Here is a 26,914-nt window from a genome sequence, read left to right on the forward strand (position 1 = left end):
CCCCTCCGGCCCTCTGGGCCACCTCCCCCAGAGGGGGAGGATCTCGTCGGCGCGAAGCCGACTGAGGGGGCCTTACAGCCCCAGCGCCTCCACCGTCTTCGCCTTCAGCCGCTCCGCCGCCGCCGCCGAGATCGCCACGGCCTTGCGGGCGTCGAGGTCGAAGGTGATGGCGCTGACGGTCGAGGTGGCCCAGGCCGCGCCGGTGGCGGGGTCGAGCAGCCAGTGGGCGCAGCGCAGGACGCGGCCGTCGGCGCCCATCAGGCCCGAGCGCACCTCCAGCCGGTCGCCCAGGCGGGGCCACGCGCGGTAGACGATGCGATATTCCAGCACGGCCCCGCCCACCCGGCCGGGCGCTTCCTCCGCCGCCTCGGCGACGATGTCGCGCAGGGGGGCGATGAAGGCGCCGATGCCGTCGGAGACCCGGCCGATGAACTGCTCGGCCCGCATCCGTCCGAAGGCGTCGACCTCGCCGGTCGCCAGGGCGCCGAGGCTGATGCGGGTCAGGCCAAGGTCGTTGGCGCGGGCCAGGCCGGCTTGCGACACGGCCGGCGACAGGTCGACGCTGCGGGCCCGGGCGCGCTCGGGAACCTCGACGGCCAGGGTCTTGGCCCGTTCACGGACGATCGAGGGCCAGGGGAAGGCCTCGCCCTCGCGAGGGGTGACGTGGGCCACCGTGGTCTGGAAGGTGGCGGCCAGTTCGCCGGTGGCCGAATGGACCAGCAGCTGCAGCAGCCTGGCCTCGGTCTCGCCGATCTCGATCACCCCGCCCAGCATGTGCAGCGGCGCGCCGGCGTGGGCCTCTTTGAGAAAGCGGATATGGTGTTCGCGGACCACCAGGGTGGCGTTGGCGTGCGGGGCGAAGGCGTGCGGCAGGCCCATCTCGGCCGCGAGCCCCGCCAGCCCCTCCATCGCCCGGACGACGTAGAAGCGCACGTTCATGTGCCCCATCTCGTCGCAGTCCCAGGTGTTGACGCCGCCGCGCCAGATCTCGACGCCGGGCAGATCCTCAGCCGTGGCCATGGCGCGGCTTCTCCAAAACAAGAGGGGCGCGCCAGATCTCGACGCCGGGGAGGGTCTCAGCGGTGGTCATGCGGGCGTCCGTGATTTGGGCTTTGGGGGATCAAACCTGATCCGGGGTGCGCGCGCTAGCCGCCATCACCCTCTTGGGACGGCCGCCCTATTCCCGGCAGTCCTTGCACTTGCCGTGCGCCTCGATCGTCACGCCGGTCAGGGCGTAGCCGGCCGCCGAGCCCGCCGCGATGATGTCGGCCGTGGCCGCCGGCTCGAACTCGCGGGTCGCGCCGCAGCAGTCGCAGATCAGGAAGGCCGCCGCATGTCCGTCGGCCTCGCGCCGGCAGGCGACGTAGGAGTTGAGGCTCTCGATGCGGTGGGCGAAGCCCTGCTTTTCCAGGAACTCCAAGGCGCGATAGACGGTCGGCGGCTTGGCCGGCGGGCCGTCGACGGCGAAGCTGGAGATCAGGTCGTAGGCCTTCACCGGCTGGCCGGCTTCCAGCAGCAGTTCCAGAACCCGGCGGCGGGGCGCGGTCAGGCGCTGCTCGGACGCCTGGCAGCGCGCCTCGGCGGCCGCCAGTTCGGACGCGAGCGCGTCGCCGGCGACGCCGTGGTGGTGATGGTCGTGGTCGCACGCGTTATGGGCCATGCCCTATCAGGTAAAGCCGGGCCGGGTCGGGTGCAAGGGAGAGGGCGGCGTCGGGTGTTCGGACCCGTCCTCGCCGCCCACCCCGATCGCCTTCCTCGCCCTTGTGGCGAGGATCCATCGTTCAGCCTGCTCAAACCTTTTGCGTCGAGCCGAGGTTTGAGCGGTCGCCGGCATGGGTCCTCGCCACAAGGGCGAGGGAGGCGGAGAAAAGAGGAGCGCCCGCAGGCTGCCCGCACGCCCTCGCCGCACGAAAAAGGCCCCCGGAGCGGTCGCTCCGAGGGCCTCGTTCATCACGTCAAACCAAACGGCTTACTTGCCGAACAGCTTGTTCCAGCGCGGCTTCTCGCGGCCCTTCCAGGCTTCGCGGTGGTAGGCGTCGCTGGCGATCAGCGGCACCACGGTGGTGGCTTCGGCGAAGACCATCTGTTCGTAGGTGGTCGAGACCTTGCCCCACGAGGCGGCTTCCTTGAGGGTCGAGGACGAGCAGGCGCCGTCGCGCACGTCGGCCACCGTGATCTGGATGGCGTACTTGTGCATGTCGGCCTCGACGCCGAGGATCTCGGCGCAGACGACGGTGTCCTGGGCGAAGTTCTTGGGCACGCCGCCGCCGACCATGAACAGGCCCGTGGTGCCGGCCGCGATCTTGACGTCGGTCAGTTCACGGAAATCGGCCACGGCGTCGATCATCAGGTAGGGCGCCTTTTCGGCGATCTTTTCCTTCTGGTGCTTGACCAGGCCGAAGCCGGCCGAGCTGTCGACGAAGGCCGGGCAGAAGATCGGCACGCCTTCTTCGTAGGCGGTCTGGATCAGGCTGCCTTCCTTCTTGGCGTTGCCTTCCGACAGCCACTTGCCCATCTCCCAGATGAACTCGCGCGAGGAATAGCCGCGCGGCTCCAGGCGGTTGCAGATCTCGAGGATCGTGTGGTCGCAGGCCTGCAGTTCTTCTTCGTCGATATAGGTGTCGTAGATGCGGTCGATGTAGTTGTCGCGCAGCACGTTGTCGTCGACCGGGCCGGCGGCCTGATAGTGCTTGAAGCCGAGGGCTTCGAAGAAGTCCATGTCGACGATGCTGGCGCCGGTGGCGACCACGGCGTCGATCATGCCGTTCTTCACCATGTCGCGGTAGACGTGCATGCAGCCGCCGGCCGAGGTCGAACCGGCCAGGATCAGCCAGGTCGAGCAGCCCTTGTCGGCCAGGGCCATGTTGAAGATGTCGGCCGCGCGGGCGGTGTCGCGCGAGCTGAACGACATCTTGCGCATGGCGTCGATGATCGGGCGGGCGTCGTACGACGTGATGTCGACGTGCTCGACCACGTTCTGGAGGAGCTCGGCCTTCTGGTTGTTCGGAACGGGAGCGTTCATCGCTTCGGTTTCCCTGACTTTGGACGCCCGTCGTTGATAGGAACCCTTCGCCGGGACGGAGCGACCGGCGGGGGAAACAGGTTTTGCGCCGCGCTGACCCCCTCCGGCCCTCCGGGCCACCTCCCCCAGAGGGGGAGGATCTATCGCTTCGGATGCTCCCCCTCTGGGGGAGCTGTCGCGAAGCGACTGAGGGGGTCAGCACGGCGTTTGAGAGAACTAAACGCCTAAGACGTCAAATCAGCGACGGCGCTTGCGCTTGCCGGCCGCGCCTTTCGGACGCGAGAAGCGAACGACCTTGCGTTCCTCGGTCTCGGTGCGGACCATCGGGATCGAGCGCTTGGCCAGGCCGTACATCGAAGCCATCGGGGCGTCCTGCACCTCGACGGTGTCGGTCTCGCCGAAGCCGTTGAAGCGGGTCGACATCGCGACGCCGTAGGCGCCCAGCATGCCGATCTCGATGTAGTCGCCTTCGTCCACGCTGTCCGGCAGCCAGAACGGGCCGGGCATGTGGTCGACGCTGTCGCAGGTCGGGCCGTAGAAGCGGAAGGGCTTGAGGCCCTCTTCCACAACTTCGCCGCCGGCCGGGCCGTTCTTGCGGTACAGCTTCACCGGGAAGGGCCACTTCATGTGCGCCGCGTCGAACAGCGAGCCGTACGACCCGTCGTTCAGATAGAGCGCGTCGCCCTTCTTCAGCTCGACCTTGACCAGCAGCGACGAGGCCTCGGCGCACAGGGCGCGGCCCGGCTCGCACCACAGCTGCGTGGTCTCATGGACCATCATCTCGGCGAAGCCGCGGTCGATGGCGGCCAGGTATTCCGACAGATCCGGCGGGACCATGCCCGGATAGATCGACGGGAAACCGCCGCCCACGTCCACGACGTCGGCCAGCACGCCGGCGCGGACGAGCGCCCGCGAGGCCTGGGCCATCGCCGCCTGGTAGGCGGTGGGCCGCATGCACTGGCTGCCGACGTGGAAGGAAACGCCCATCAGGTCCTGGGTGGACCGGCGGGCGGCCAGCAGCAGGGGCGGGGCGTTGTGCAGGTCGACGCCGAACTTGCCCGACAGCGAATAGGCCGCGCCTTCGGCCTGCACGCCCATGCGGACGATCAGGTTCAGGTCCTTGGCCTGGCCGGTCGAGTCGATGATCTTGGCCAGCTCCTCGTGCGTGTCGAACGAGAAGGTGCGCACCCCGTGGTCGAAATAGGCGGCCGAGATGGCGCGCCGGCTCTTGACCGGGTGCATGAAGGCCATGCGCGAGCCGGGGGCGTGCTCCGCCACCAGTTCGATCTCGGCCACGGAAGCGACGTCGAACGATCGCACGCCGGCCGTAGCCAGCTCGCGGATCACCCACGGGGAAGGGTTCGCCTTCACCGCGTAGAAAACATCGCCTTTGAATTCAGACTGGAACCAGCGCGCCGCTACCGACACCGCGTCCGGTCGCACGAGTGCGACAGGACGTTCCGGTGACCGCTCGCGGACCAGGTCCAGGGGCGTGTGGTACGTGGACAATGCACGTAACCCCCTGTTGGAAGTTAAACCCAGGCCGGCGTTAGCAGCGCTTTAGAGGACTTCGGGTCCGCCGGAGCCGAGCGAGATAGGGGCAATGGACAGGGATGTAAAGTCCCTTTTGAGCTGACCGTTCCCCGACCGCCCCCCGCCGCCCTGGGAGCCGAATTGATCCACCGCATGTCACAAATCCGTTGCGCGGCGCACGCAAAGCAGGGAACGGATTTGCCCGCGTCGGAAACCACGTTAAGGATTCGTCCCGACCATGACGTCGGACCCAGTTCTCTCGATCCGTTCCGTCTCCAAGACCTTCGGGTCGCGGAAGGCTCTGAACGCCGTTTCGCTCGACGTCGCGCGGGGCGAGATGATCGCGCTCATCGGTCCGTCCGGCTCCGGAAAATCCACCCTGCTGCGCTCGATCGACGGTCTTCAGACCATCGATGACGGGAACGGGGCGATCACCGCTTTCGGCGGTCCCGTGCAGGCCAAGGGCCGCGTCGAGGACCAGGTGCGCAAGGCGCGCATCCGCATCGGCTTCATCGCCCAGCAGTTCAATCTCGTCGGCCGGCTGTCGCTGTTCAGCAACGTCGCGCTCGGCTCGCTGGGCCGTATTCCGCTGGTGCGGGGCCTGCTGGGCTGGTGGCCCAGGGAGACGCGCGAGGCGGCCATGGCGGCCCTGCACCGCGTCGGCATCTCCGACTACGCCGGCCAGCGCGCCAACACCCTTTCGGGCGGCCAGCAGCAGCGCGGCGCCATCGCCCGGGCCCTGGTCCAGAAGGCCAAGATCATCCTCGCCGACGAACCGGTCGCCTCGCTCGATCCGGTCTCGGCCCGCAAGGTCATGGAGATCCTCCGTGACCTGAACGCCAGCGACGGCCTGACCGTCATCGTCACCCTGCACCAGGTGGACTACGCCCTGCGCTACTGCGACCGGGTCGTGGCCCTGAAGGCCGGGAACAAGGTCTACGACGGTCCGGCCGACGCGCTGGACCGCGACAAGCTCATCGACATCTACGGCCCGGAATTCGAGGACGTGTTCTGGGAAGGAGCCCCGCAATGATCCGCCGCAGCCTGATCGCCGGCCTGATGCTTTCCGGTCTGGCGCTCGCCGCCTGCTCGGGCCCGTCCGAGGCGCCCAAGGCGACCGACACGGTGACCTTCTCGATCCTGTCGACCGAGTCCGCCCAGAACATGGAAGGCTACTGGGGTCCGATCCTGGCCGACATGGAAAAGCAGACCGGCCTCAAGGTGAAGCCGTTCTTCTCGTCCAACTATTCGTCGCTCATCGTGGCCATGGGCGCCAAGCAGACCGACCTGGGCTGGTTCTCCAACCAGTCGGGCCTGGAAGCCGTGCGCCGCTCGAACGGCGAGGTCTTCGCCCGCACCTTCGATCCGTCGGGCGTCGACGGCTACAAGTCGGTGATCATCGTGCCCAAGGACAGCAAGCTGACCCTCGAGTCGCTGCTCAAGTGCGACAAGTCGCTGAACTTCGGCATCGGCGACAAGAAGTCGACCTCGGGCACCCTGGCGCCGATGACCTACGTGTTCATCCCGGCCGGCAAGAAGCCCGAGACCTGCTTCAAGACCGTGCTGACCGGCAACCACCAGGCCAACCTGTTCGCCGTGGCCAACGGCAAGCTCGACGCGGCCACCAACAACACCACCAGCCTGCGCCTCAACGCCGACCGCAAGGACGGCCAGGCCGAGAAGGTCAAGGTGATCTGGGAGTCGCCGACCCTTCCCGAGGATCCGATCGTCTGGCGCAAGGATCTCGACCCGGTCGTGAAGGAAAAGCTGCGCCAGTTCTTCCTGACCTATGCTCAGGGCGACACCCCCGAGGCCCAGAAGCAACGCGACAACCTCAAGCGCCTGTCGATCGGCGGCTTCAAGCCGGCCGACGACACCCACCTGCTGACCGTCCGCGAGATGGAGGCCCTGGAGGGCCTGGGCCTGGCCAAGGAAGGCGGCGACAAGGCCAAGGTGGCGGCCGCCGAAAAGGCCCTGGCCGACATCCGCGCCCAACGCCTGGCCGCCGAGGCCAAGGCCGGTCTCCCGGCCGCGAACTGACCTGGCGATGACCGACGCCTCGATCCCGGCCCCGCCGAAGCGCTCGACCTCGGCGCTGGCGTTCGACGCCCTGCTGTGGGGCGGCGTCGCGCTGCTGCTGATCGTCAGCTTCAAGCCGGCCGAGATCGACAAGTTCCCCGAGCTGTTCAGCGGCTCCAGCCGCATGAGCGAGTTCGCCCGCGGCTTCTTCTCGGCCTTCACGGACCCCCAGCTCTTCATGTCGATGAGCTGGGGCCTGTTCGTCGCCAAGATGTGGGAAACCATCCAGATGGCGCTGTGGGGCACGGTCCTGGCGGTGCTGGTGGCCATCCCGCTGGGCATCCTCGGCGCGCGCAACATCACGCCGTGGTGGATCCAGCAGCCGGTGCGCCGCCTGCTCGACCTGATCCGCTCGATCCCCGACCTGGTGGTGGCCCTGATCTTCATCACCGCCGTGGGCCTTGGCCCGTTCGCCGGCGTCATGGCGATCATGTTCAACACCGGCGGCGTGCTGGCGAAACTGTTCGCCGAGGCCGTGGAGTCGATCGACAAGGGGCCGGTCGAGGGCGTGCGCGCCACCGGCGCGGTGAAGCTGCAGGAGATCGTCTGGGGCGTGATCCCGCAGGTGGCCCCGCTGTGGACCAGCTACGCCCTCTACCGCTTCGAAAGCAGCGCCCGCGCCGCCACGGTGCTGGGCCTGATCGGCGCCGGCGGCATCGGCGCCATCCTCATCGACTCGATCAACGCCTTCCAGTTCGACCAGACCGGCTGCATCGTGCTGGTCATCGTCGTGGCGGTGTCGATGATCGACCTGCTGTCCCAGGCCATCCGCTCGCGCCTGCTGTAGGGGTAAGGGCGGCCTCGCCCTTCTTTCTTTTCTCCCGTCATTCCCGCCCTTGTGGCGGGAAGCCCTGCGTCCGCTTGCACTGGCGGAGCAAGCGGATCGCTGGCGATCCGCCCCGGATGCACTTGCGGCTGACAGAGGGGTTCCCGCCACAAGGGCGGGAATGACGGGAGCCAGGAACGGGGGCATCCCCGCCGTACGCGGACAATTTCCGAGCGCCCCCTGTGGCCCCCGCGACACAGATTAACCCCTTGAAAACGCGTGTCATCGGGCTGTCACAGATCGGTGTCGGAACCGTCATGCCCCGTCCGTAAAGGCCCTCTCATCCTGATCCCGCACCTAAGAGGGGGGCGAGGCGCAGGGAAAGCCTCAAGGGGAATTCTCAGATGCGGAACAAGACCTCGCTGGTCGCCGGTTCGGCCCTCGGCGCGATGCTCGCGCTCGGCCTCGGCGTTGCGGCCCAAGCCCAGGACCTGGGCGTCAAGTGGAGCGGCTCGCCGCAATTCTCGAACGACGACGTGGCCTTCAAGGTCCGCGGCCGCATCCTGATCGACGCCGTGTTCCAGGACGTCGAGCGCGACGGTCCCGGCGGCGACTTCGACACCCGCAACGTCCGCGGCCGCCAGGTCTTCCTCGGCGTCGAAGGCAAGCTGAACAACTACTTCGCCTACAAGGCCGAAGGCGGCGCGGTGAACGGCGGCGCCTGGAGCTGGGATGACGTCGTCATCGAGTACAAGCCGGTCGAGCAAGTCTCGCTGCTGTTCGGTAACGTCAAGGCGACCGGTCTCGAGAACCTGACCTCGACCCGCTTCACCACCTTCATGGACCGCGGTCCGTACGGCGACTTCGGCGTCGACTCCTACCTGCTGGGCGTCGTGGCCAAATACCAGGGCCTGAACTACAGCTTCACCGGCGCGGTGCAGGGCAACAGCATCAACACCGCCGACGTCGCCAACGCCGGCGCCGACTCCAAGGAACGCATCGCCGTCACCGGCCGCTTCCACTACGCGCCGATCAACACCGACATCGACAAGCTGCACCTGGCCGTGTCGTACCGTTACCGCAACCGCGGCGACGAGACCGCCTTCGCCTACACCGGCCGCACCAACACCGCCTACACCAACGGCACCACCTTCTACACCACGGGCGCCATCGGCAACCGCGACAACACGGTGGCCGTCGAAGGCGCCTACGTGCACGGCCCGTTCTCGGTGCAGGGCGAATATTCGTCGATCGACGTGACCCGCGTCGGCGGCTCGGCCGTCGGCGGCGACCCGAAGGTCAAGGTCGGCTACGCCTACGTCACCTTCTGGCCGACGGGCGAGATCCGCAACTACGACGCGGCCGCCGGTGAGTTCAAGCGTCCCAAGATCCTCAACCCGGTCACGGCCGGCGGCTGGGGCGGCGTCGAACTGGCCCTGCGCTACGACCTCGCCGACACCACCGACGCCTACGACACCCTGAAGACCAAGCCGGCGACCTCGCAGGCCGGCAAGTACACGGGCGTCACCCTGGGCGTGAACTACTACCCGACCTCGTATGTCCGGTTCCAAGCCAACTACACCGACGGCGACGTCGACAACTTCGGCGCCAACCAGGACTACGCCGTGAAGCAGTTCCAGCTGCGCGCTCAGCTGGACTTCTAAGGCCAATCCCGCCGGACGGGTCGCGCCCGTCCGGACTTTCCCTTTCCTCTCAGGATTTTCCGATGAAAAAGCTCCTGTCCTGCGCGGCCGCCGCCGTCGCCCTGTCGGGCCTGGCCGCCGTTCCCGCCCACGCCGCCCGCGACTACGTCTGGGCCGCCGGTTCGTCGACCGTGTTCCCGTTCGCCACCCGCACCGCCGAGAACTTCGCCAAGAAGACCGGCAAGAAGGCCCCGAAGGTCGAGAGCCTGGGCACCGGCGGCGGCATCAAGCTGTTCTGCGGCGGCCTCGGTGAAGGCTTCCCGGACATCGCCAACGCCTCGCGCCCGATGAAGAAGGCCGAGTTCGACCAGTGCGCCGCCAAGGGCGTCAAGGACATCATCGCCATCAAGATCGGCTTCGACGGCATCGTGGTCGCCACCGACAAGGACGGCGCCGACTACAACTTCAAGACCGAGCACCTCTATCTGGGCCTGGCCAAGCAAGTGCTGAAGGGCGGCCAGTTCGTCGCCAACCCGTACAACAGCTGGGACGACGTCGGCGCCGGCCTGCCGGGCAACCGCATCCAGGTCTACGGCCCGCCGCCCACCTCGGGCACCCGCGACGCCTTCGTGGAACTGGCCATCGAAGCCGGCGCCCGCAAGTTCCCGACCGCCGACGCCATCCGCTCGGACAACGAAAAGAAGTTCAAGCAACTGGTCGACCCGCTGCGTAACGACGGCTGGATCGACGCCGGCGAGAACGACAACGCCATCGTCGGCACCCTGACCAAGACCCCCGGTTCGCTGGGCGTCTTCGGCTGGTCGTACCTCGAAGAGAACATGGACAAGATCAAGGGCGCCACGATCAACGGCGTGAAGCCCTCGGCCCAGACGATCGCCGACGGCTCCTACCCGCTGTCGCGCTCGCTGTTCATCTACGTCAAGAAGGCCAACATCGGCGTCACGCCGGGCCTGGAAGACTTCCTGAAGGAGTTCACCTCCGACGCCGCCACGGGTCGTGGCGGCTACCTGCAGGGCCGCGGCCTGATCCCGCTGCCCCCCGGCCAGCACCAGGCCCAGAAGGACGCCGTGGCCAAGAAGGCCCCGATGCCGCGTCCGGCCGCCTAAGAGACCCGATCCGCGGCGATATCTCGCCGCGCGACCGAAGATTGCGCCGCGGTCCTATGGGCCGCGGCGTTTTCTTTTGTATAGTGGTCTCTGGTCAGCCCGCGCCACGTTCACGAAAGCCTGGGCCATGGCCGCCGTCCGGCGCCGTGTCACCGACCCCCAAGGGCCATGATCCTCCTCGCGCTCGCCGTCGTCCTGTTCCTCGTTCTTTTGAACGGGGTCTTTTCCATGTCCGAACTGGCTGTGGTCTCCGCCCGGCGGGCCCGCCTCCAGGCCCTGGCCGAGCGCGGCGACAAGGGGGCCAAGCTGGCCCTGGCGATGGCCGAGCACCCGACCCGCTTCCTGTCGGCCGTGCAGGTGGGCATCACCCTGATCGGCATCCTGGCCGGCGCCTACGGCCAGGCCACCATCGCCGGCGCCCTCGACAAGCGGCTCGAGCCGCTGCCGGTCATCGGTCCCCACTCCGAGGCCATCGCCACCACCATCGTCGTCATCGGCCTGACCTATGTGTCGGTGATCCTGGGCGAGCTGGTGCCCAAGCGCCTGGCCCTGATGTTCCCGGACGTCATCGCCCGCCGCATGGCCCCGTTCCTGGCCCTGGTGGCCACGGTGCTGCGCCCGTTCGTCACCCTGCTGACCGTCTCGACGGCCGCGATCCTCAAGCTGATGGGCGTGCGCGACGAGCGCAACAGCGGCATCACCTCCGAAGAGGTCGAAACCGTGCTGGCCGAGGGCGCCGACGCGGGCCTGATCGAGCCGGAAGAGCGCACCATGATCCAGGAGGTGCTGCGTCTGGGCGACCGCCCGGTGCGCGTGGCCATGACCCCGCGCCGCGACCTCTACTGGATCTCGCTGTCGGACGAGCCCGAGGCCGTGCAGGCCGAGGTCCGCGAGTGCCCCTATTCGCGCATCGTCGTGGCCTTGGAAGGCGACCTCGACGGCGAGATCGGCGTGGTGCTGAAGAAGGACCTGCTGGACTCCTGCCTCGGCGGCGAGCCGCTGGACCTGCGCGCCCACATCCAGCAGCCGATCGCCATCCCCGAGACCATGTCGCTGCTGCGCGCCATGGCCGTCTTCAAGCAGACCTCGCTGCACATGGCCCTGGTGGTCGACGAGTTCGGCTCGGTGCAGGGCGTGATCACGCCGCTGGACCTGCTGGAGATGATCGCCGGCGACTTCCCCGAGGATCACGACGAGGGCGAGCGCCGCATCCTGCGCCGCGAGGACGGCAGCTGGCTGGTCGACGCCCGCCTCGACATCCAGGAGCTCAACGACGCCCTGGGCGAGAACTTCGAGGCCGAGGGCGGCTACCACACCGTGGCCGGCCTGATCCTCGACCGCCTGGGCCGCATCCCGGCCGAGGGCGAGATCCTTCACCTGGGGGCCTTCGACGTCGAGATCGTCGACATGGACGGCTCGCGCATCGACAAGGTCATCCTCAAGGCCGGCAAGCGCCGCGAGGACGACGAGGGCTGAGCGCCAGGCGCCGGGGGATAGCCAGATGAGCCAGCCGGGACCCTGGGGCGTCGAACCGCCGCCGGAAGCCGAGGGCGCGCCCGCCAAGGCCGCCAGGTCCGCCAAGCGGGAAGGGGCCTCGCGGCCGTCCTGGCGGCGCTGGCTGGCCTGGGCGCTGCTGGCCGGCGGCATCGTGGCGGTGCTCGTCCTGGCCGGCCGTTTCGCCCCCTGGGGGCCGCGCGACGGCTATGACCGCACCTATGTGCTGATGTGGGGCGCGGCGGCCGTGCTGTTCTCGGGCGCGCTGCTGCGGGCGACGCGGCGCGAGGCCCTGCGGGGCGTCGGCTTCGTGGCCCTGTGGCTGGTGATCGCCGCCGTCCTGGGCATGGGCTATCTCTATCGGGCCGAACTGGCCGAGGCGCCGCAGCGGCTTTTGATGGCCCTCAATGTCGGCGCGCCGGTGAAGACGGGCGAGCGCGAGCTGCGCGTCGCCAAGAACGCCGGCGGCGCCTTCGTCATCATCGGCGAGGTCAATGGCCGGCGGGTGCCGTTCATGGTCGACACGGGCGCTTCCCACACCGTGCTCAGCCCCGCCGACGCCCAGCGGATCGGCGTGCCGATCGAGACCCTGAACTACGACCAGACCGCTGAGACCGCCAACGGCCTGGGCTACGGCGCGGTCTGGACCGCCGATCGCCTGGCCATCGGCCCGATCGTCCGCGAGGACTTCGCCATGGACGTCAACAAGGCCCCGATGAGCGGCTCCCTGTTGGGCATGAGCTTCCTCGACACCCTGGAGTCCTACGAGGTCCGCGACGGGGTGCTGATCCTGAGGTGGCGGGAGTAGACGTGTGTTCCCTCTCCCCTTGCGGGAGAGGGTGGCCCTGCGGAGCAGGGGCGGGTGAGGGGTTTCTCAAACCTCAAAGCTGCGTATTGCGGTCAGGCCGGGCGGGGCGTCTCAAGTCTGAGAGACCCCTCATCCGTCGGCTTCGCCGCCACCTTCTCCCGCAAGGGGAGAAGTATATCAGGCCGCCGTCTTGCGTCGGATCCGCGCCAGCCGGCGCAGCCGCCGCCAGAAGCGGGTCTTTTCCGGTTCGGGGTAGGGCTGCAGGTTCTTGAAGAACTCCTCGGCGCAGGCGCGCCAGGAGAAGCCCTCGGCGAACTTGCGCACGACGCCGTGGTCGATGTCCAGGCAGGCCAGGCACGCCTCGCGCAGACCGTCGGTCTGGCCAGGCGCCAGCACGCCGGCGCCGGAGCCCGGGATGATGTCGATGGGGCCGGGCGCCGAGAAGGCCGCCACCGGCACGCCGGCGGCCATGGCCTCGAGGATCACCAGGCCGAAGGTGTCGGTCAGGGACGGGAAGCAGAAGACATCGGCGCAGGCGAAGTAGCGGGCCAGCTCCTCGCCGAACTTGGCGCCCAGGAACTTCACCTCGGGATACTTCTCGGCCAGTTCTTCGCGCTGGGGACCATCGCCGATGACGACCTTGGTGCCCGGCAGGTCGAGGCTGGCGAAGGCCTCGATGTTCTTTTCGACGGCCACGCGGCCGACATTGAGGAAGATCGGGCGGGCCAGGCCCTCGAACAGGTCCGGCTCGTCCGGCAGGCGCGGCTTGAAGACGTCGGTGTCGACGCCGCGCGACCAGGGCGAGATGTTGCGGAAGCCGTGGCGCACCAGCTCGTCGCGCATGGTGGGCGTGGCCACCATCAGGCGGCCCGACGGCTTGTGGAACCAGCGCATGTAGGTGTAGCCGGCCGCCAGCGGCAGCGGCAGGCGGGCCGAGACGTACTCGGGAAAGCGCGTGTGGTAGCTCGTCGTGAACGGCAGCTTCCACTCCAGGCAGATGCGGCGCGCGGCCAGGCCGATCGGACCCTCGGTGGCGATGTGGATCGCCTCGGGCTCGAACGACTTGAAGCGCTCCTGCACCGGCTCGTAGGCGCCGATGGCGAGCTTGATCTCGGGATAGGTGGGCAGCGGGAAGGTGGGGAACTGGTCAGGGCTGACCACGTCCACCTCATGGCCCATGGCGCGAAGCTCGGCCATCACCTTGGTGAGGGTCCGAACCACGCCGTTGACCTGCGGCTCCCATGCGTCGGTGGCGAGTAGTATCCGCATCAGGCGGCGGCGGGCTCCGGCAACGGGGGCTCTACGGCGAGCGCCCGGGCCCGGTCGATCACCGACCAGGACCTCATCTTCGACCATTCGAGGATTTCGAGCTGGCCGTCCATATGCTCCACCAGAGCGGTGCAGCTTTCAACCCAGTCGCCGTCGTTGACGTAAAGAATACCGTCGATCTCCCGCATCTCGGCCTTGTGGATATGGCCGCAGATCACGCCATCGACGCCGCGACGGCGAGCCTCGTCGGCGACGGCGGCCTCGAAGTTCTCGATGAACTGCAATGCGTTCTTCACCTTGACCTTCAGATAGGCCGAGAGACTCCAGTAGCCGAACCCCATCCTCCGCCGCGCGCGGTTGAGCAAGGTGTTCAGCATGAGGATGGTTCTATAGGACCAATCCCCGAGGAAGGCGAGCCACTTGGCGTGCTGCACGACGCCGTCGAACTCGTCGCCGTGGACCACCAGGTAGCGCTTGCCGTCGGCGGCCTCGTGGATCACGTCGCGGGCCACGACCACGCCGCCGAAGTGGGTGCCGCAGAAGTCGCGCACCCGGTCGTCGTGGTTGCCGGGCACATAGATCACCTCGACGCCCTTTCGGGCCAGGCGCAGGATCTTCTGCACCACGTCGTTGTGGCTCTGGGGCCAGTACCAGCCGCTGCGCAGCTTCCAGCCGTCGATGATGTCGCCGACCAGATAGAGGCGGTCGCATTCGACGTGGCGGATGAAGTCGAGCAGCAGCTCGGCCTGACAGCCGCGCGTGCCCAGATGAATGTCGCTGATGAAGATGCTGCGATAGCGGCGGACTTCGATCTCGGCGGCCATGACCGGCTCCCCAGCGCTGTGCGGCGCCGCCCCCGCGACACCACTTCCCCAAGCGAGAACTGAGGGTGGCGGATAAGCTGATTGCATGTCGCTTTGATGAAACCGTCCGGGTTCGGCGCCCTTAGAGGGCGCGGCGAATCGCCCGGTGGTGGCCGAACGAGGGTAGGCGCCGTAGGGTCAGCCTCCCTTTCGACCAGTTCCTGCGCGTGCGGCAGGCGCGTCCGCGACGGCGCGACACCGGCCTCATCCCTTGTGTTCTTTGGGAAAACGGCTGTTGCAGCGCAGCATGCTCCGCACTAGATCACGCCCATGGACGCCGCCCGCCTCGCCAAGGACACGCCGAAATCGCTGAAGACGCGCGCGCGGATTCTCGATTGCGCCATGCGTCTGTTCGCCGAGACCGGCTATCACGCGGCCACCAACCCTGTGATCGCCGACGCCGCGGGCCTGACGCGCGGGGCGATGCTCTATCATTTCCCGACCCGCGAAGCCCTGGTCGAGGCCGCCGTGGCCCACGTCCAGGCCGCTCGCTCGGCCCTGTTCCGCGCCGCCGCCGACAGCATTCCGGCCGGGGCCGACGTCACCGAACACGCCATCGACAGCTATTGGGACCTGCTGCAGAGCGAGCCCTTCCTGGCCTTCGCCGAGCTGGAGGCCGCCGGCCGCACCGACCAGGCCATCCAGGCCCTGCTGGCCCCGGCCCAGGCCGAGTTCGACCGCGCCCAGGCCGGCGACCACTTCCTGAAGATCCTGCACGCCGGCGCCGGCCCGCGCTTCCAGGCCAGCCGCGACCTCGCCCGCTTCATGCTGGAAGGCCTGGCCCGCACGACCCTGACCTACGACACCGACGGCCGCCGCGAGCGCCTGCTGATGCTGATCAAGCGGGCGACGCACATGCTGAACCGCAAGGGCGACGTGCAGGATCTTTGGCCGGACTGAAGGCGAGGAACCTCCCCCTATGGGGGAGGCGGCCGAAGGCCGGTGGGGGGAAGTTTTCAGCTTTCAGAGCGCCGGCCGATTTCTCAGTTACGCCCCCCACCGATCGCTGGCGCGATCGCCTCCCCCACAGGGGGAGGTTCCTTGAGCAGCGGCCGCTTTCCTTAAGTCCCCGGTATCGGCAGCGCCGTCGTGAACTTGATCTGCTCCATGGCGAAGCTTGACGACACGTCCGTCAGCGGCGCCGTGGCGATCAGGCGTTTGTAGAAGCGGTCGTAGGCGGCGATGTCCTTGACCACCACCTTCAGCAGATAGTCGACCTCGCCGCTCATCCGGTAGAACTCGACCACCTCGGGCAGGGCGGCCGCGCCCTTGGCGAAGGTCTCCAGCCAGCCCTCGTCGTGGCGGCCGGTCTTGACCGCCACGAACACCGTCAGCGGCAGGTCCAGGGCCTCGCGGTCGAGCAGGGCCACGCGGGCGGTGATGACGCCGTCGTCCTGCAGCCGTTTCAGCCGCTTCCAGCACGGGGTCTGGGACAGGCCCACGCGCTCGGCCAGTTCGGCGATCGAGACGGTGGCGTCCTCCTGCAGGATGGCGAGCAGGCGGCGATCGATGGAATCGAGATTGATCATCTCTTCCGTACGGCATTTGGAGATTGGAATTCTCCAAGACTGCCGCCTGGCTCGAAGAACGACAATGTCTTTCTCGCCGATCGGGCTCAATCTCCAGCCTCAGCGATCGAGGAAGGGGACCCGTGATGCTCGCGCTTTTCACCCGCCACCCGCGCCAGGTCGGCGAGACCTATGGCGAGCATTTCGCCATGGCCTGGAGCTTCGGCCTGCCGATGGTGGCCGCGGGCCTGGCCTGCCTGGTGCATGGCCTGCTGCCTTTCCTGTTCGAGCGCACCGGCAGCGACTGTGTGAAGACCCTGCACGCGCGCATGCGGGGACGAGGCTCCTCGCCGGTTCCGGTCGGCGGTCCCGCCGGCTACCAGGCCTTCGACGCGGCGATCTGAGCCGACGATCCTTCGGCCGGGGCGGATCTTTTCCGGCGTTTCGTCCGTAGAGGGCGTGTTTTCGGCCCGCCGCCGAATATCCGTCGTCTTTGGGCGCCGCCCTCTTGGCGGGGCGCCGAGACCCGGCCATGGTCCCCCGGCAGTCGGGAGGACGAGCATGAGTTTCTGGACGCGCCGCAAGGCGATCGACGGGGCGGCGGGCCATGGCGGCCATGAGCTGAAGAAGACCCTGAGCTGGCCGCACCTGGTGGCCCTGGGGGTCGGCGCCATCGTCGGCACCGGCATCTACACCCTGACGGGTGTGGGCGCGGGCCTGGCCGGGCCGGGCGTCATCCTGTCCTTCCTGATCGCCGGCGCGGTCTGCGCCTGCGCGGCGCTCTGCTACGCCGAACTATCGACCATGATCCCGGCCTCGGGCAGCGCCTACACCTACAGCTACGTCGCCATGGGCGAGCCGGTGGCCTGGGTGATCGGCTGGAGCCTGATCCTCGAATACACCCTGGTCTGCGCCGCCGTGGCGGTGGGCTGGTCGGCCCACGCCCAGGGGCTGTTCCGGATGATCGGCACGCCCGAGTTCCTGCTGGCCGGCCCGCACGCCGGCGGGATCGTCAACCTGCCGGCCGTGATCATCTCGATGGCGGTCGCCGGCCTGCTGGCCCTTGGCACCCGCGAGAGCGCGACGATCAACATGGCGCTGGTGGTGATCAAGATCGCCGCCCTGGCCGTCTTCGTCGCCCTGTGCCTGCCGGCCTTCGACGCCAGCCACTTCACCCCCTTCATGCCCAAGGGCTTCGCCGCCGTTCCCGGTCCCGACGGGATCAAGGTCGGGGTCATGGCCGCCGCCAGCCTGATCTTCTTCGCCTTCTACGGCTTCGACGCGGTGTCGACCGCCGCCGAGGAGACCAAGAACCCCAAGCGCGACCTGACCATCGGCATCGTCGGATCGATGGCCGCCTGCACGCTGATCTACATGGTGGTCGCCGCCGTCTCGATCGGCGCCTCGCGCGCCGAGGTGTTCTCGACCAGCGAAGCGCCGCTGGTCTTCATCCTCGAGACCCTCAAGCATCCCAAGGTCGCCCAGGTCGTCGCCCTGGCGGCGGTGGTGGCCCTGCCGACCGTGATCCTGGCCTTCATGTACGGCCAGAGCCGCATCTTCTTCGTCATGGCCCGCGACGGCCTGCTGCCGCGCGCCCTGGCCCGGGTCAACGCCAAGACCGGCACGCCGGTGCTCATGACCCTGCTGACCGGCCTGCTGTCGGCCGTGCTGTCGGGCCTGCTGCCGCTTAAGGAGATCGCCGAGCTGGCCAACGCCGGGACCCTGGCGGCCTTCATGGCGGTCGGCGCCTCGGTGATCGTGCTGCGCCGGCGCGAGCCGAACCGCCCGCGGGTGTTCTCGACCCCCGCCTGGCCGGTCGTGGCCTCGGGCGCGATCCTAGGCTGCCTTTATCTGTTCATCAGCCTGCCGGCCAAGACGCAGATCTATTTCCTCTACGCTCAGTTGATCGGGCTCGCGATATACTTCCTTTACGGCGTGCGACGCAGTGTCCTCGCGAAAGGCGCGTCGCCTACGGTGTAAGTCTTGGCGCGGGGACGGGCAGGAGGGGGTTCTGATGAGCGATCTCGACCGTATCCCGCGCATCTCCGTTCTGCGCCTCTGGCCCGTCGCCCTGATCATGGGCGGGGCGCTGCTGCTCACCGGCTGCGGAGGCGGCGGAGGCGGCGGCGGTCCGTCGACGGGCATGACGACGCCGGTCACGCCGCCCGCGCCGCCTCCACCCCCGCCTCCGCCGCCTCCCAGCGTCACCAGCGCCGAGTACACGCGCAGCTGGGGCCTGGCCGCGATCCACGCCAACACCGCCTACGACGCCGGCTACACCGGTTCGGGGATCACGGTGGCGGTGGTCGACACCGGCGTCGACCAATCCCAGGCCGACTTGGCCGGCCGGGTGTCGGCCGCCTCGACCGACATCGTCACGGGCCGCAACGAGCTGGCCAACGCCGACCGCCACGGCACCCGGGTGGCCGGGATCATCGCCTCCAACTTCAACGGCGCGGGCACGATCGGCGTCGCCTACGGCTCGACCATCCTGTCGATCCGCGCCGACACCGCCTCGACCGATCCCAGCTGCGAGGAGTGCATCTTCACCTCCAGCAACCTGGCGCGCTCGATCGACTACGCGGTCGCCAACGGGGCCAAGGTGATCAACCTGTCGCTCGGCGGAGAGACGCCGCTGGGCTCGACCTTCGAGGCGGCCCTGTCGCGGGCCACGGCCGCCGGCGTGGTCATCGCCGCCTCGGCCGGTAACGACGGCGAGACCGATCCGGGCTGGCCGGCGCGTTACGCGGTCGACTCCCGCTACCAGGGCTCGCTGCTGGCCGTCGGCGCCCTGTCGCAGAGCGGAACCCTGGCCAGCTTCTCCAACAAGGCCGGGGTCGCGGCGGCCGGCTACATCGTCGCTCCCGGCGACCAGGTGATCACCGACTGCGACACGACGGGCAGCTGCTGGCGGATCTCGGGCACCTCGTTCTCGGCGCCGCACGTGGCCGGCGCCCTGGCCCTGCTGCTGCAGGCCTTCCCCAACATCTCCGGCCGCGACGCGGTCTCGATCCTGCTGCGCACGGCCGCCGACCTCGGCGACGCCGGGACCGACAGCACCTATGGCCGAGGCTCGCTCGACCTGACGCGGGCCTTCCAGCCGGTGGGGACCAGCAGCCTGGCCGTGGGCGAGGGCGAGACGGTCGCGCTCGACACCAACGAGCCGGGGACAAGCCTGGCCGGTCCGTTCGGTCGGGCCCTGGCGCGCACCGACGCCCTGACCACGGTGCTGACCGACGACTATCACCGCCGCTTCGTCGTCGACCTGGCCGGCTCCGTGCCGGGGGCCTCGCGCCGCGGCGTGGGCGACCTGCCGCCGCCGACCGCCTCCAGCGCCGTGGTGCTGGGCGGCCCGAGCCTGGCCGGCGCGCAGCTGGCCTTCAGCGCCGAGGCGCCGCTGTTCGAGGACACCCCCAACGCCAGCGCGCCGGACCTGCTGCTGGGGCCGCAGCCGATGCGCTCGGCGCGGATGCAGGTGGCCTTCGGGCGCTTCAGCTTCTCGACGTGGAAGGGCGAGGGCGGCGCGCCGGCCCCTGCCGGTCCGGAGGGCCGTGACGCCTTCCGCCTCGTCGCCCATCCCGACCAGACGGTGCAGGCCGCCGTGCGCCTGGGCCGCTTCGCCTTCAGCGCCGAGCAGGGCGAGGCCGTGCGCCGCCGCCCGATGCAGACCACCGAGATCAAGGCCTCCAGCTACGTCGCGGCCACGGGCCAGACCGCGCTCGCCGGCGGCGTGCTCAGCGTCACCGCCGGGACCCTGGACGAGCCGCTGGGGCCGCTGGGGTCGTTCCTGGCGCCAGGCTCGACCTTCGCCCTGCCGACCTCGACCCGCTTCACCGCCGCGGCCTTCGACCTGTCGCCGCGCCCCGGGGTCAGCCTGCGGGCCGAGGCCTCGATGGGGCGGATGTCGGCCCAGGGCGGACTGCTGGGCCTGGACGGCGCGGTCAGCGGCGCCTGGCGCCTGATGGCGGCCGCCGACTGCGGCCTGATCGGCTGGTCCTGCGCCCAGCTGACCTTCGAGATCAGCCAGCCGCTGCGCGTCGAGCGCGGCCGTTTCACCGCCACCCTGGCCGACGCGCCGCTGTCCTACGAGGACCCGCTGACCTACTCGACCCGCCGGTTCAGCGCCTCGCCCGACGGGCGCGAGATCGACCTGCGGCTGGGCATGGAGCAGTCGCTGGGCGGCGAGCGGCGGCTCAGCGTGCGCGGCGGCGTGGCCCTGCAGCCGGGGCACGACGCCTCGGCCGATCCGGAACTGAACCTGGCGGCCACCTATCGGGCCCGCTTCTGACGGCTCTTCCATTCCCGCGAGCGGCGGGTACAGTCGGCGAATAAAACGATCGTTTGACGCGACGACTGACAGGAAGGAACCGCCATGGCCCTCGACCGCGAGACCCGCGACCAGCTGCTCGAGATGGTCGCCCGCTTCGTGGCTGAACGGCTGCGGCCGATCGAGGCCCAGGTGGCCGAGAACGACGCCGTGCCCGACGCTGTCATCGCCGAGATGCGCGACCTCGGCCTCTTCGGCCTGTCGATCCCCGAGGAGTACGGCGGCCTTGGCCTGTCGATGGAGGACGAGGCGCTGGTGGCGATCGAGCTGGGCCGCGCCTCGCCGGCCTTCCGCTCGGTGTTCGGCACCAATGTCGGCATCGGCAGCCAGGGCCTGGTGATGTTCGGCTCCGAGGCGCAGAAGGCCAAATGGCTGCCCGGCATCGCCTCGGGCGAGACCGTCACCAGCTTCGCCCTGACCGAGCCGGAGGCCGGCTCCGACAGCGCCGCGGTGCAGACCCGCGCGACCCTCGACGGCGACGCCTATGTGCTGAACGGGACCAAGCGCTTCATCACCAACGCCGGCAAGGCCTCGCTGTTCACGGTGATGGCCCGCACCAATCCGGACGCCAAGGGCGGCTCGGGCGTGTCGGCCTTCCTGGTCGAGGCGGGCCTGCCGGGCCTGCACGTGGGCAAGGCCGAGAAGAAGATGGGCCAGCAGGGCGCCCACATCCACGACGTCACCTTCGACAATGTGCGCGTGCCGGTCGAGAACCGGCTGGGCGCGGAAGGCGAGGGCTTCAAGGTCGCCATGCAGGTGCTCGATCGCGGCCGCCTGCACATCGCCGCCGTCTGCACGGGCGTGGCCGAGCGGCTGATCGCCGACTGCGTGGCCTACGCCTCCGAGCGCAAGCAGTTCGGCCAGCCGATCGCCAGCTTCCAGCTGATCCAGGCGATGCTGGCCGACAGCAAGACCGAGGCCCTGGCGGCCAAGGCCCTGGTGCTGGAGACCGCCCGCAAGCGCGATGCGGGCGAGGGGGTGACCCTGGAGGCCGCCGCCGCCAAGCTGTTCGCCTCGGAAATGGTCGGGCGGGTGGCCGACCGGGCGGTGCAGATCTTCGGCGGCGCCGGCTATGTCGCCGACTACGGCATCGAGCGCCTTTACAGAGATGTCCGGATTTTCCGGATCTACGAGGGCACCAGCCAGATCCAGCAGCTGGTCATCGCCAGAGAAACCCTGCGTCGTGGCGGATAGTCGCAAGCACATCCGGCGAGAGTGCGGCGGTATGACGCGCTCATAACGGGAAAAGTTGTACTGCCATTAACCATCAGCCGTGAGATTTAACCTCGATATTCCAGATCGGGGAAACGGCCAGATGAGCCAGGACTACGCACTGAGCGACCGCGTTGCGTTCATGGGTCTCGACGATCGAGCCCGTGCGGCTTTGCGGGCTCTGCGTCCGCTCATCGAGCGCGAGATCGGACCGGCGCTGGCCGGCTTCTACGACAAGGTCAAGGCGACGCCCGAGACCCGCAAGTTCTTCGGCGACGAGCGCCACATGGACGCGGCCGGTTCGCGCCAGAAGGCGCACTGGGGCGTGATCGCCCAGGCCGAGTTCAGCGACACCTACGTCACGGCCGTGCGCAAGATCGGCGAGACCCACGCCCGCATCGGCCTGGAGCCGCGCTGGTACATCGGCGGCTACGCCATGGTCAGCGAGCACCTGGCGCGGGCGGCGATCAAGGAGGCCTGGCCCAAGGGCTTCATGGCCAAGGGCGACGGCGCCGACAAGGCGGGCGACGCCGTCTCGGCCCTGATCAAGGCCGTGATGCTCGACATGGACTTCGCGATCTCGATCTATCTCGAGACCATCGAAAACGAGCGCAGGCGCCTCGAAGAGGTGCGCCAGGCCAACGAACGCAGCCAGGCCGTGGCGGTCCAGGCCCTGGGCGAGGCGCTCGCCCGTCTGGCCGAAGGCGACCTGGCCTCGCGTCTCGATATCGAGGTCGCCGCCGACTTCCAGAAGCTGAAGGGCGACTTCAACGCCGCCGTGGCGACGCTGGAGGAGGCGATGGCCGCCGTGACCCAGGCCAGCGACGGCATCCGCATGGGCGCCGACGAGATCGGCGTCGCCGCCGACGACCTGTCGCGCCGCACCGAACAGCAGGCCGCCAGCCTGGAAGAGACCGCCGCGGCCCTCGACGAGATCACCGCTACGGTGAAGCGTTCGGCCGCCGGGGCTCGCAAGGCCTCCGACGTGGTGGCCGGCGCCAAGACCGAGGCCGAGCGTTCGGGCGTGGTCGTCAACGACGCGGTCGCCGCCATGGGCGAGATCGAGACCAGCTCGCGCGAGATCAGCAACATCATCGGGGTGATCGACGAGATCGCCTTCCAGACCAACCTTCTGGCCTTGAATGCGGGCGTCGAAGCCGCCCGGGCCGGCGACGCGGGCAAGGGCTTCGCGGTCGTGGCTTCGGAAGTACGGGCTCTGGCCCAGCGCTCCGCCGAAGCGGCCAAGGAGATCAAAACCCTGATCGGCGCCTCGTCCAAGCAGGTCGAGGCGGGCGTGGCCCTGGTCGGCCAGACCGGCGAGGCCCTGCGCGGCATCGTCGACAAGGTCGGTGAGATCGACGGCCTGGTGGGCGAGATCTCGTCCTCGGCCCAGGAACAGTCCAGCGGCCTGGCCCAGGTCAACATCGCCGTGAACCAGATGGACCAGGTCACCCAGCAGAACGCCGCCATGGTCGAGCAGACCACGGCCGCCACCCATTCCCTGAAAGGCCAGTCGGCCGAGCTGACGCGCCTGATCGGCGGTTTCAAGACTTCCCGCCAGGCGGCTCCGGCCCCGGTCGCGCGGCCCGCGCCGCGTCCGCCCGCGGCCGCCCGCGTGGCGTCCCGTCCCGGCGCGGCGGTGTCGCGCGGCTCGACCGCGGTCGCGATCGACCAGGATTGGGAAGAGTACTGAGTTTTTGTCGGTGACCGGGCGCGGCGTAGCGTAGCGCGCTCCGGACGTTTCTTCGCTGCGTTCTCCCTCCTAGACCCTGGCCCGCCCTGCAAGGCGGGCCTTTTTCTTGGGCGGCGGCTGTCTAGTCTTTGGGCGCAGGTGTTTAAATAGCAAAACGCCCCCGCCGGTCCGGCCGTGGCGTTTCCCGTCTGGGAGACGCCGGCCTGGACCAGCGGAGGCGCTTGGACCCCCGTTGGGTAGGCGCGTAAGACTTACGCGCCGCCCGGGAAGCGGAACGGAACCTTCACGGTGCCGGTCTTGGCGCCCATCGGCAGCTTTTCAGCGATGCACATGGCGGCCTTGTCGAAGCCCTTGCCGGCCGCGCTGTTGTCGACGACCTTGCAAGCCGAGAGCTTGCCGGCGTCGGCGGTGCACTCGAGCATCACCTGGGCGGCGTCCTTGGTGTTGGCGAATTGCTGCAGGCAACGGCCCATTTGATCTTCGAAGCCGCCGGCGGCCGAAGCGGCCTGAGCGACGAAAAAGCTGCCGGCGATTCCCGCGGCAATAGCGATCGGATATTTCATCCCGCTGCTCCTAGTATTTTTTCTTCGTCCGTTGGACGTTGCGCCAACCGGACGCATGCACCTTCTCGCAGCCGCGAGTTAAGATAGTCTGAGTCAGCGAAGAATAATCGATATTTACTTGTCGATAACCAAGGTGACTTGCGGCTGGCGCCAAGTCGCCGCAATTGCCCCTCTCTAGACTCAAAATGCGCGCGGAACGCGCCTGCGCACGCGCGGCCGGAGGGGGGTGCGACAAGGTGCGGCCATCGTTCTTAACCAAAGTCAGGAACTATTAGGAATCTATCGTGATGATCCGACCTCATTGCAGGCGGTCCGTGGGCACGGCCGTCGCTTGGAGGGGATCTCGAGATGAAGCGCTTTCGACTAGTCGATCTGCCGTTGATCATAAAAATCGGCTTCGCACCGGCTTTCGCCCTGGTGATGCTGGCCTTGATGGCCGGCGGGGCGATCATGATCCAGAAGAGCCAGTCCGCCGCGCTGCGCCAGGTCGTCGAGAACGACATGGCCCAGAACATGGAGATCCAGAAGCTCTCCAAGCGCATCTCGAACATCAACGGTGAACTCTACACCGTGATGACCCACAAGGCCGGCAACATCGACGTCGACAAGAACGACGCCCGCATGGCCGCCGTGCTGGCCGAGACCGAGTCGGTCAAGAAGGAGCTGGGGGCTCTGAAGAGCAAGCTGCCGGCCAGCGAGCAGCCGAAGATCGCCGAGCTGATCAAGTCGCTCGAGGAATGCCGCAGCGCCATCGACACGGTGAGCGGCATGATCGGCGTCGACTTCAACATGGCCGTCGGCTTCATCGCGCCGTTCGAAGAACAATACGCCAAGATGACGACCCAGCTGGACCAGGTGGTGGCCGCGGCCAACACCCGCGTCGTCGCCCAGGCCGCCAAGAAGCAGGCCGAGGCCGCCGCCGCGATCAGCATCACGGTCATCCTCTCGCTGATCACCCTGGCCTCGGTGGCCGCTCTGGCCTTCCTGACGGTGATGAACGTCCGCAAGTCGATCGGCGACATCGCCGGCGCCACCGAGAAGCTGTCGAAGGGTGAAAACACCATCGACCTGGAGCGCCTGACCCGCGGCGACGAGCTGGGCGCCATCGTGCGCTCGCTGAAGGTCTTCCGCGACAACCAGCTGCATCTCGAGCAGCTGCGCGCCGAGCAGGAGAAGACCGCCGCCCTGACCGCCGACGAGCGCCGCGCCAAGGAGGAGGCCGCCGCGGCCGCCGCCCGCGAGAGCGCCCTGGTCGTCAGCTCGCTGGCCGAGGGCCTGGAGCGCCTGGCCTCGGGCGACCTGACCTTCCGCGTCACCGCCGCCTTCCCGGGCGAGTACGCCAAGCTCAAGGACGACTTCAACGGCGCCATCGCCCAGCTGCAGGACACTGTGAAGGTCATCGCGGCCTCCACCGACGGCCTGCGCACCGGTGCCGACGAGATCGCCCACGCCTCCGACGACCTCTCGCGCCGCACCGAACAACAGGCCGCCAGCCTGGAAGAGACCGCCGCCGCCCTCGACGAGCTGACCGCCACCGTGCGCCGCACGGCCTCGGGCGCCCGCCAGGCCTCGGACGTGGTTTCGACCACCCGTGGCGAAGCGACGCATTCCGGTCAGGTCGTCCATCAGGCAGTGTCCGCGATGGGCGAAATCGAAAACTCCTCCAAGCAGATCAGCCAGATCATCGGCGTGATCGACGAGATCGCCTTCCAGACCAACCTCCTGGCGCTCAACGCCGGGGTGGAGGCCGCCCGGGCGGGCGAAGCGGGACGTGGTTTCGCGGTCGTCGCCCAGGAAGTCCGCGCGCTCGCCCAGCGCTCGGCCGAGGCCGCCAAGGAGATCAAGACCCTGATCTCGTCGTCGACCCAGCAGGTCTCTGCCGGGGTGAGCCTGGTCGGCCAGACCGGGGAAGCCCTGCAGCGGATCGTTGTGAAGGTCGGCGAGATCGACGCCCTGGTCACCGAGATCGCCGCTTCGGCGGCCGAGCAGGCGACCGGCCTCAACGAAGTGAACACCGCCGTCAACCAGATGGATCAGGTGACCCAACAGAACGCCGCCATGGTCGAGGAATCGACCGCCGCGACGCACTCGCTGAAGGGCGAGACCGCGGAGCTGGTGCGCCTGATCGGTCGCTTCCGTGTGGGTGAAGGTTCTACCCAACGCTTTGAACGCCCGCGCGAAGCCGACGTCCATGTCGACTCGCCGGCCCGCAACCCCGTCGCCGAGCAACGCGCCCGGCTCGGCGCCTTCGCCCGGCCTGGCCGTGGTGGAGCCGCCGCAGCGGCCGCCCCGGTCAGCGACGGCTGGGAGGAGTTTTGATGACTGTCCTTTCGCTGCCCGAGACGCTTGATCTGAAGGCGTCGGGCCCCCTCAAGGCGGCGTTCCTGGAACGCCGCGGCGAGGCGGTCGAGGTCGAGGCCGGCAACGTCCGGCGCCTCGGCGGCCTGTGCCTGCAGGTGCTGCTCGCGGCCAAGACCGCCTGGGCGGCGGACGGAAAGTCCTTCTCTATCCGGGCCCCTTCGGAGGCCTTTGTCGAAACCACCCGTCTATTCGGCGCCGAAGGGGCGCTCCTCTCGGCGGATATCCATGGAGTTCAATCGTGACGCGGACGGTCCTCACGGTCGATGATTCCCGGACGATGCGGGACATGCTGCGCATGGCCCTCGCCGGCGCCGGGTTCAACGTCGTCGAAGCTGTCGACGGCGAGCACGGGCTGGAAGTTCTTTCGGCCCATCGCCCCGACGTAATCATCACCGACATCAACATGCCCAAGCTCGACGGCTTCGGCTTCATCGAGGCGGTGCGGGTCGACGACGACTATCGCGCCATCCCGATCCTGGTGCTGACCACGGAAAGCGACCCGGCCAAGAAGGACCGTGCGCGTCGCGCCGGCGCCACGGGCTGGATCGTCAAGCCGTTCAACCCCGAAAAGCTGGTCGACGCCATCCGCCGCGTCGCGGCCTGACGTCGTTTCCCCTTACCGGGCACTGAAGACTCTCTCGTTTTA

The 26,914-nt window shown here is 68.5% G+C and carries 23 protein-coding genes and 1 pseudogene; 16 read left to right on the plus strand and 8 right to left on the minus strand.

The window, feature by feature from the left end:
• Nucleotides 1-72: 72 nt before the first annotated feature.
• The 4 genes from AC07N1_RS18565 to AC07N1_RS18580 form a co-directional block, all read right to left on the minus strand.
• Entirely contained in the window at nt 73-1,020 is a 948-nt protein-coding gene (locus tag AC07N1_RS18565) for a thioesterase family protein (protein ID WP_494673130.1), read from the minus strand.
• A 157-nt stretch (nt 1,021-1,177) separates the two neighbouring features.
• Nucleotides 1,178-1,660, minus strand: coding sequence for a transcriptional repressor (locus tag AC07N1_RS18570; protein WP_494673131.1), 483 nt, complete (start codon nt 1,658-1,660; stop codon nt 1,178-1,180).
• Between the two features lie 309 nt (nt 1,661-1,969).
• Nucleotides 1,970-3,022 (minus strand): 1,9-bis(guanidino)-5-aza-nonane synthase, encoded by a 1,053-nt coding sequence (locus AC07N1_RS18575; RefSeq protein WP_110118635.1) that lies wholly within the window; start codon nt 3,020-3,022, stop codon nt 1,970-1,972.
• 237 nt (nt 3,023-3,259) lie between these two features.
• A complete protein-coding gene (locus AC07N1_RS18580; RefSeq protein ID WP_494673132.1) occupies nt 3,260-4,531 on the minus strand; it encodes a type III PLP-dependent enzyme in 1,272 nt (423 codons plus the stop codon).
• Between the two features lie 262 nt (nt 4,532-4,793).
• Here AC07N1_RS18580 and phnC point away from each other — a divergent pair, with 262 nt between their 5' ends.
• The 7 genes from phnC (at nt 4,794) to AC07N1_RS18615 (ending at nt 12,472) form a co-directional block, all read left to right on the plus strand.
• Nucleotides 4,794-5,588, plus strand: coding sequence for a phosphonate ABC transporter ATP-binding protein (phnC, locus tag AC07N1_RS18585; protein ID WP_494673133.1), 795 nt, complete (start codon nt 4,794-4,796; stop codon nt 5,586-5,588).
• Complete coding sequence (phnD, locus tag AC07N1_RS18590; protein ID WP_494673134.1) at nt 5,585-6,595, plus strand: phosphate/phosphite/phosphonate ABC transporter substrate-binding protein; 1,011 nt, start codon at nt 5,585-5,587, stop codon at nt 6,593-6,595. Before phnC ends, phnD begins: the two co-directional genes overlap by 4 nt.
• Nucleotides 6,596-6,602: 7 nt before the next feature.
• A complete protein-coding gene (gene phnE, locus AC07N1_RS18595) occupies nt 6,603-7,421 on the plus strand; it encodes a phosphonate ABC transporter, permease protein PhnE (protein WP_494673135.1) in 819 nt (272 codons plus the stop codon).
• A 383-nt stretch (nt 7,422-7,804) separates the two neighbouring features.
• Entirely contained in the window at nt 7,805-9,064 is a 1,260-nt protein-coding gene (locus AC07N1_RS18600) for an OprO/OprP family phosphate-selective porin (RefSeq protein ID WP_494673136.1), read from the plus strand.
• A gap of 62 nt (nt 9,065-9,126) precedes the next feature.
• On the plus strand, nt 9,127-10,170 hold the full coding sequence (locus tag AC07N1_RS18605; RefSeq protein ID WP_494673137.1) for a substrate-binding domain-containing protein: 1,044 nt from the start codon (nt 9,127-9,129) through the stop codon (nt 10,168-10,170).
• A 168-nt stretch (nt 10,171-10,338) separates the two neighbouring features.
• Nucleotides 10,339-11,646, plus strand: a complete 1,308-nt coding sequence (locus AC07N1_RS18610; RefSeq protein WP_494673138.1) for a hemolysin family protein — start codon at nt 10,339-10,341, stop codon at nt 11,644-11,646.
• A gap of 25 nt (nt 11,647-11,671) precedes the next feature.
• Nucleotides 11,672-12,472, plus strand: a complete 801-nt coding sequence (locus tag AC07N1_RS18615) for a TIGR02281 family clan AA aspartic protease (protein ID WP_494673139.1) — start codon at nt 11,672-11,674, stop codon at nt 12,470-12,472.
• A 177-nt stretch (nt 12,473-12,649) separates the two neighbouring features.
• Here AC07N1_RS18615 and AC07N1_RS18620 read toward each other — a convergent pair whose 3' ends face one another.
• Complete coding sequence (locus tag AC07N1_RS18620; RefSeq protein WP_494673140.1) at nt 12,650-13,741, minus strand: glycosyltransferase family 4 protein; 1,092 nt, start codon at nt 13,739-13,741, stop codon at nt 12,650-12,652.
• Entirely contained in the window at nt 13,741-14,565 is an 825-nt protein-coding gene (locus AC07N1_RS18625; RefSeq protein ID WP_110118626.1) for a UDP-2,3-diacylglucosamine diphosphatase, read from the minus strand. The genes AC07N1_RS18620 and AC07N1_RS18625 overlap by 1 nt, the downstream gene beginning before the upstream one ends.
• Before the next feature lie 309 nt (nt 14,566-14,874).
• Here AC07N1_RS18625 and AC07N1_RS18630 point away from each other — a divergent pair, with 309 nt between their 5' ends.
• Nucleotides 14,875-15,504, plus strand: a complete 630-nt coding sequence (locus tag AC07N1_RS18630) for a TetR/AcrR family transcriptional regulator (RefSeq protein WP_494673141.1) — start codon at nt 14,875-14,877, stop codon at nt 15,502-15,504.
• A 161-nt stretch (nt 15,505-15,665) separates the two neighbouring features.
• Here AC07N1_RS18630 and AC07N1_RS18635 read toward each other — a convergent pair whose 3' ends face one another.
• On the minus strand, nt 15,666-16,133 hold the full coding sequence (locus tag AC07N1_RS18635) for an Lrp/AsnC family transcriptional regulator (protein ID WP_494673142.1): 468 nt from the start codon (nt 16,131-16,133) through the stop codon (nt 15,666-15,668).
• 125 nt (nt 16,134-16,258) lie between these two features.
• Here AC07N1_RS18635 and AC07N1_RS18640 point away from each other — a divergent pair, with 125 nt between their 5' ends.
• The 5 genes from AC07N1_RS18640 to AC07N1_RS18660 all read left to right on the plus strand — a co-directional run bounded on the left by AC07N1_RS18640 (nt 16,259) and on the right by AC07N1_RS18660 (nt 23,344).
• Nucleotides 16,259-16,516 (plus strand): DUF6356 family protein, encoded by a 258-nt coding sequence (locus AC07N1_RS18640; protein ID WP_494673143.1) that lies wholly within the window; start codon nt 16,259-16,261, stop codon nt 16,514-16,516.
• Nucleotides 16,517-16,673: 157 nt separating this feature from the next.
• A complete protein-coding gene (locus AC07N1_RS18645; RefSeq protein ID WP_494673144.1) occupies nt 16,674-18,092 on the plus strand; it encodes an amino acid permease in 1,419 nt (472 codons plus the stop codon).
• A gap of 34 nt (nt 18,093-18,126) precedes the next feature.
• A complete protein-coding gene (locus tag AC07N1_RS18650) occupies nt 18,127-20,400 on the plus strand; it encodes a S8 family peptidase (protein ID WP_494673145.1) in 2,274 nt (757 codons plus the stop codon).
• 84 nt (nt 20,401-20,484) lie between these two features.
• Nucleotides 20,485-21,633, plus strand: a complete 1,149-nt coding sequence (locus tag AC07N1_RS18655; RefSeq protein ID WP_494673146.1) for an acyl-CoA dehydrogenase family protein — start codon at nt 20,485-20,487, stop codon at nt 21,631-21,633.
• 121 nt (nt 21,634-21,754) lie between these two features.
• Nucleotides 21,755-23,344, plus strand: coding sequence for a methyl-accepting chemotaxis protein (locus AC07N1_RS18660; protein ID WP_494673147.1), 1,590 nt, complete (start codon nt 21,755-21,757; stop codon nt 23,342-23,344).
• A gap of 251 nt (nt 23,345-23,595) precedes the next feature.
• Here AC07N1_RS18660 and AC07N1_RS18665 read toward each other — a convergent pair whose 3' ends face one another.
• A complete protein-coding gene (locus AC07N1_RS18665) occupies nt 23,596-23,907 on the minus strand; it encodes a hypothetical protein (protein WP_110118619.1) in 312 nt (103 codons plus the stop codon).
• 301 nt (nt 23,908-24,208) lie between these two features.
• On the opposite strand from AC07N1_RS18665, the pseudogene AC07N1_RS18670 reads away from it, so the two are divergent.
• The 3 genes and pseudogenes from AC07N1_RS18670 to AC07N1_RS18680 all read left to right on the plus strand — a co-directional run bounded on the left by AC07N1_RS18670 (nt 24,209) and on the right by AC07N1_RS18680 (nt 26,872).
• Nucleotides 24,209-26,226: pseudogene (locus tag AC07N1_RS18670) on the plus strand (methyl-accepting chemotaxis protein).
• Nucleotides 26,226-26,510 (plus strand): STAS domain-containing protein, encoded by a 285-nt coding sequence (locus AC07N1_RS18675; RefSeq protein WP_370443997.1) that lies wholly within the window; start codon nt 26,226-26,228, stop codon nt 26,508-26,510. Before AC07N1_RS18670 ends, AC07N1_RS18675 begins: the two are co-directional and overlap by 1 nt.
• A complete protein-coding gene (locus tag AC07N1_RS18680; protein WP_058347355.1) occupies nt 26,507-26,872 on the plus strand; it encodes a response regulator in 366 nt (121 codons plus the stop codon). Before AC07N1_RS18675 ends, AC07N1_RS18680 begins: the two co-directional genes overlap by 4 nt.
• The last annotated feature ends 42 nt before the right edge of the window (nt 26,873-26,914 follow it).

The sequence above is a fragment of the Caulobacter sp. GW821-FHT09B11 genome, from assembly GCF_059418205.1.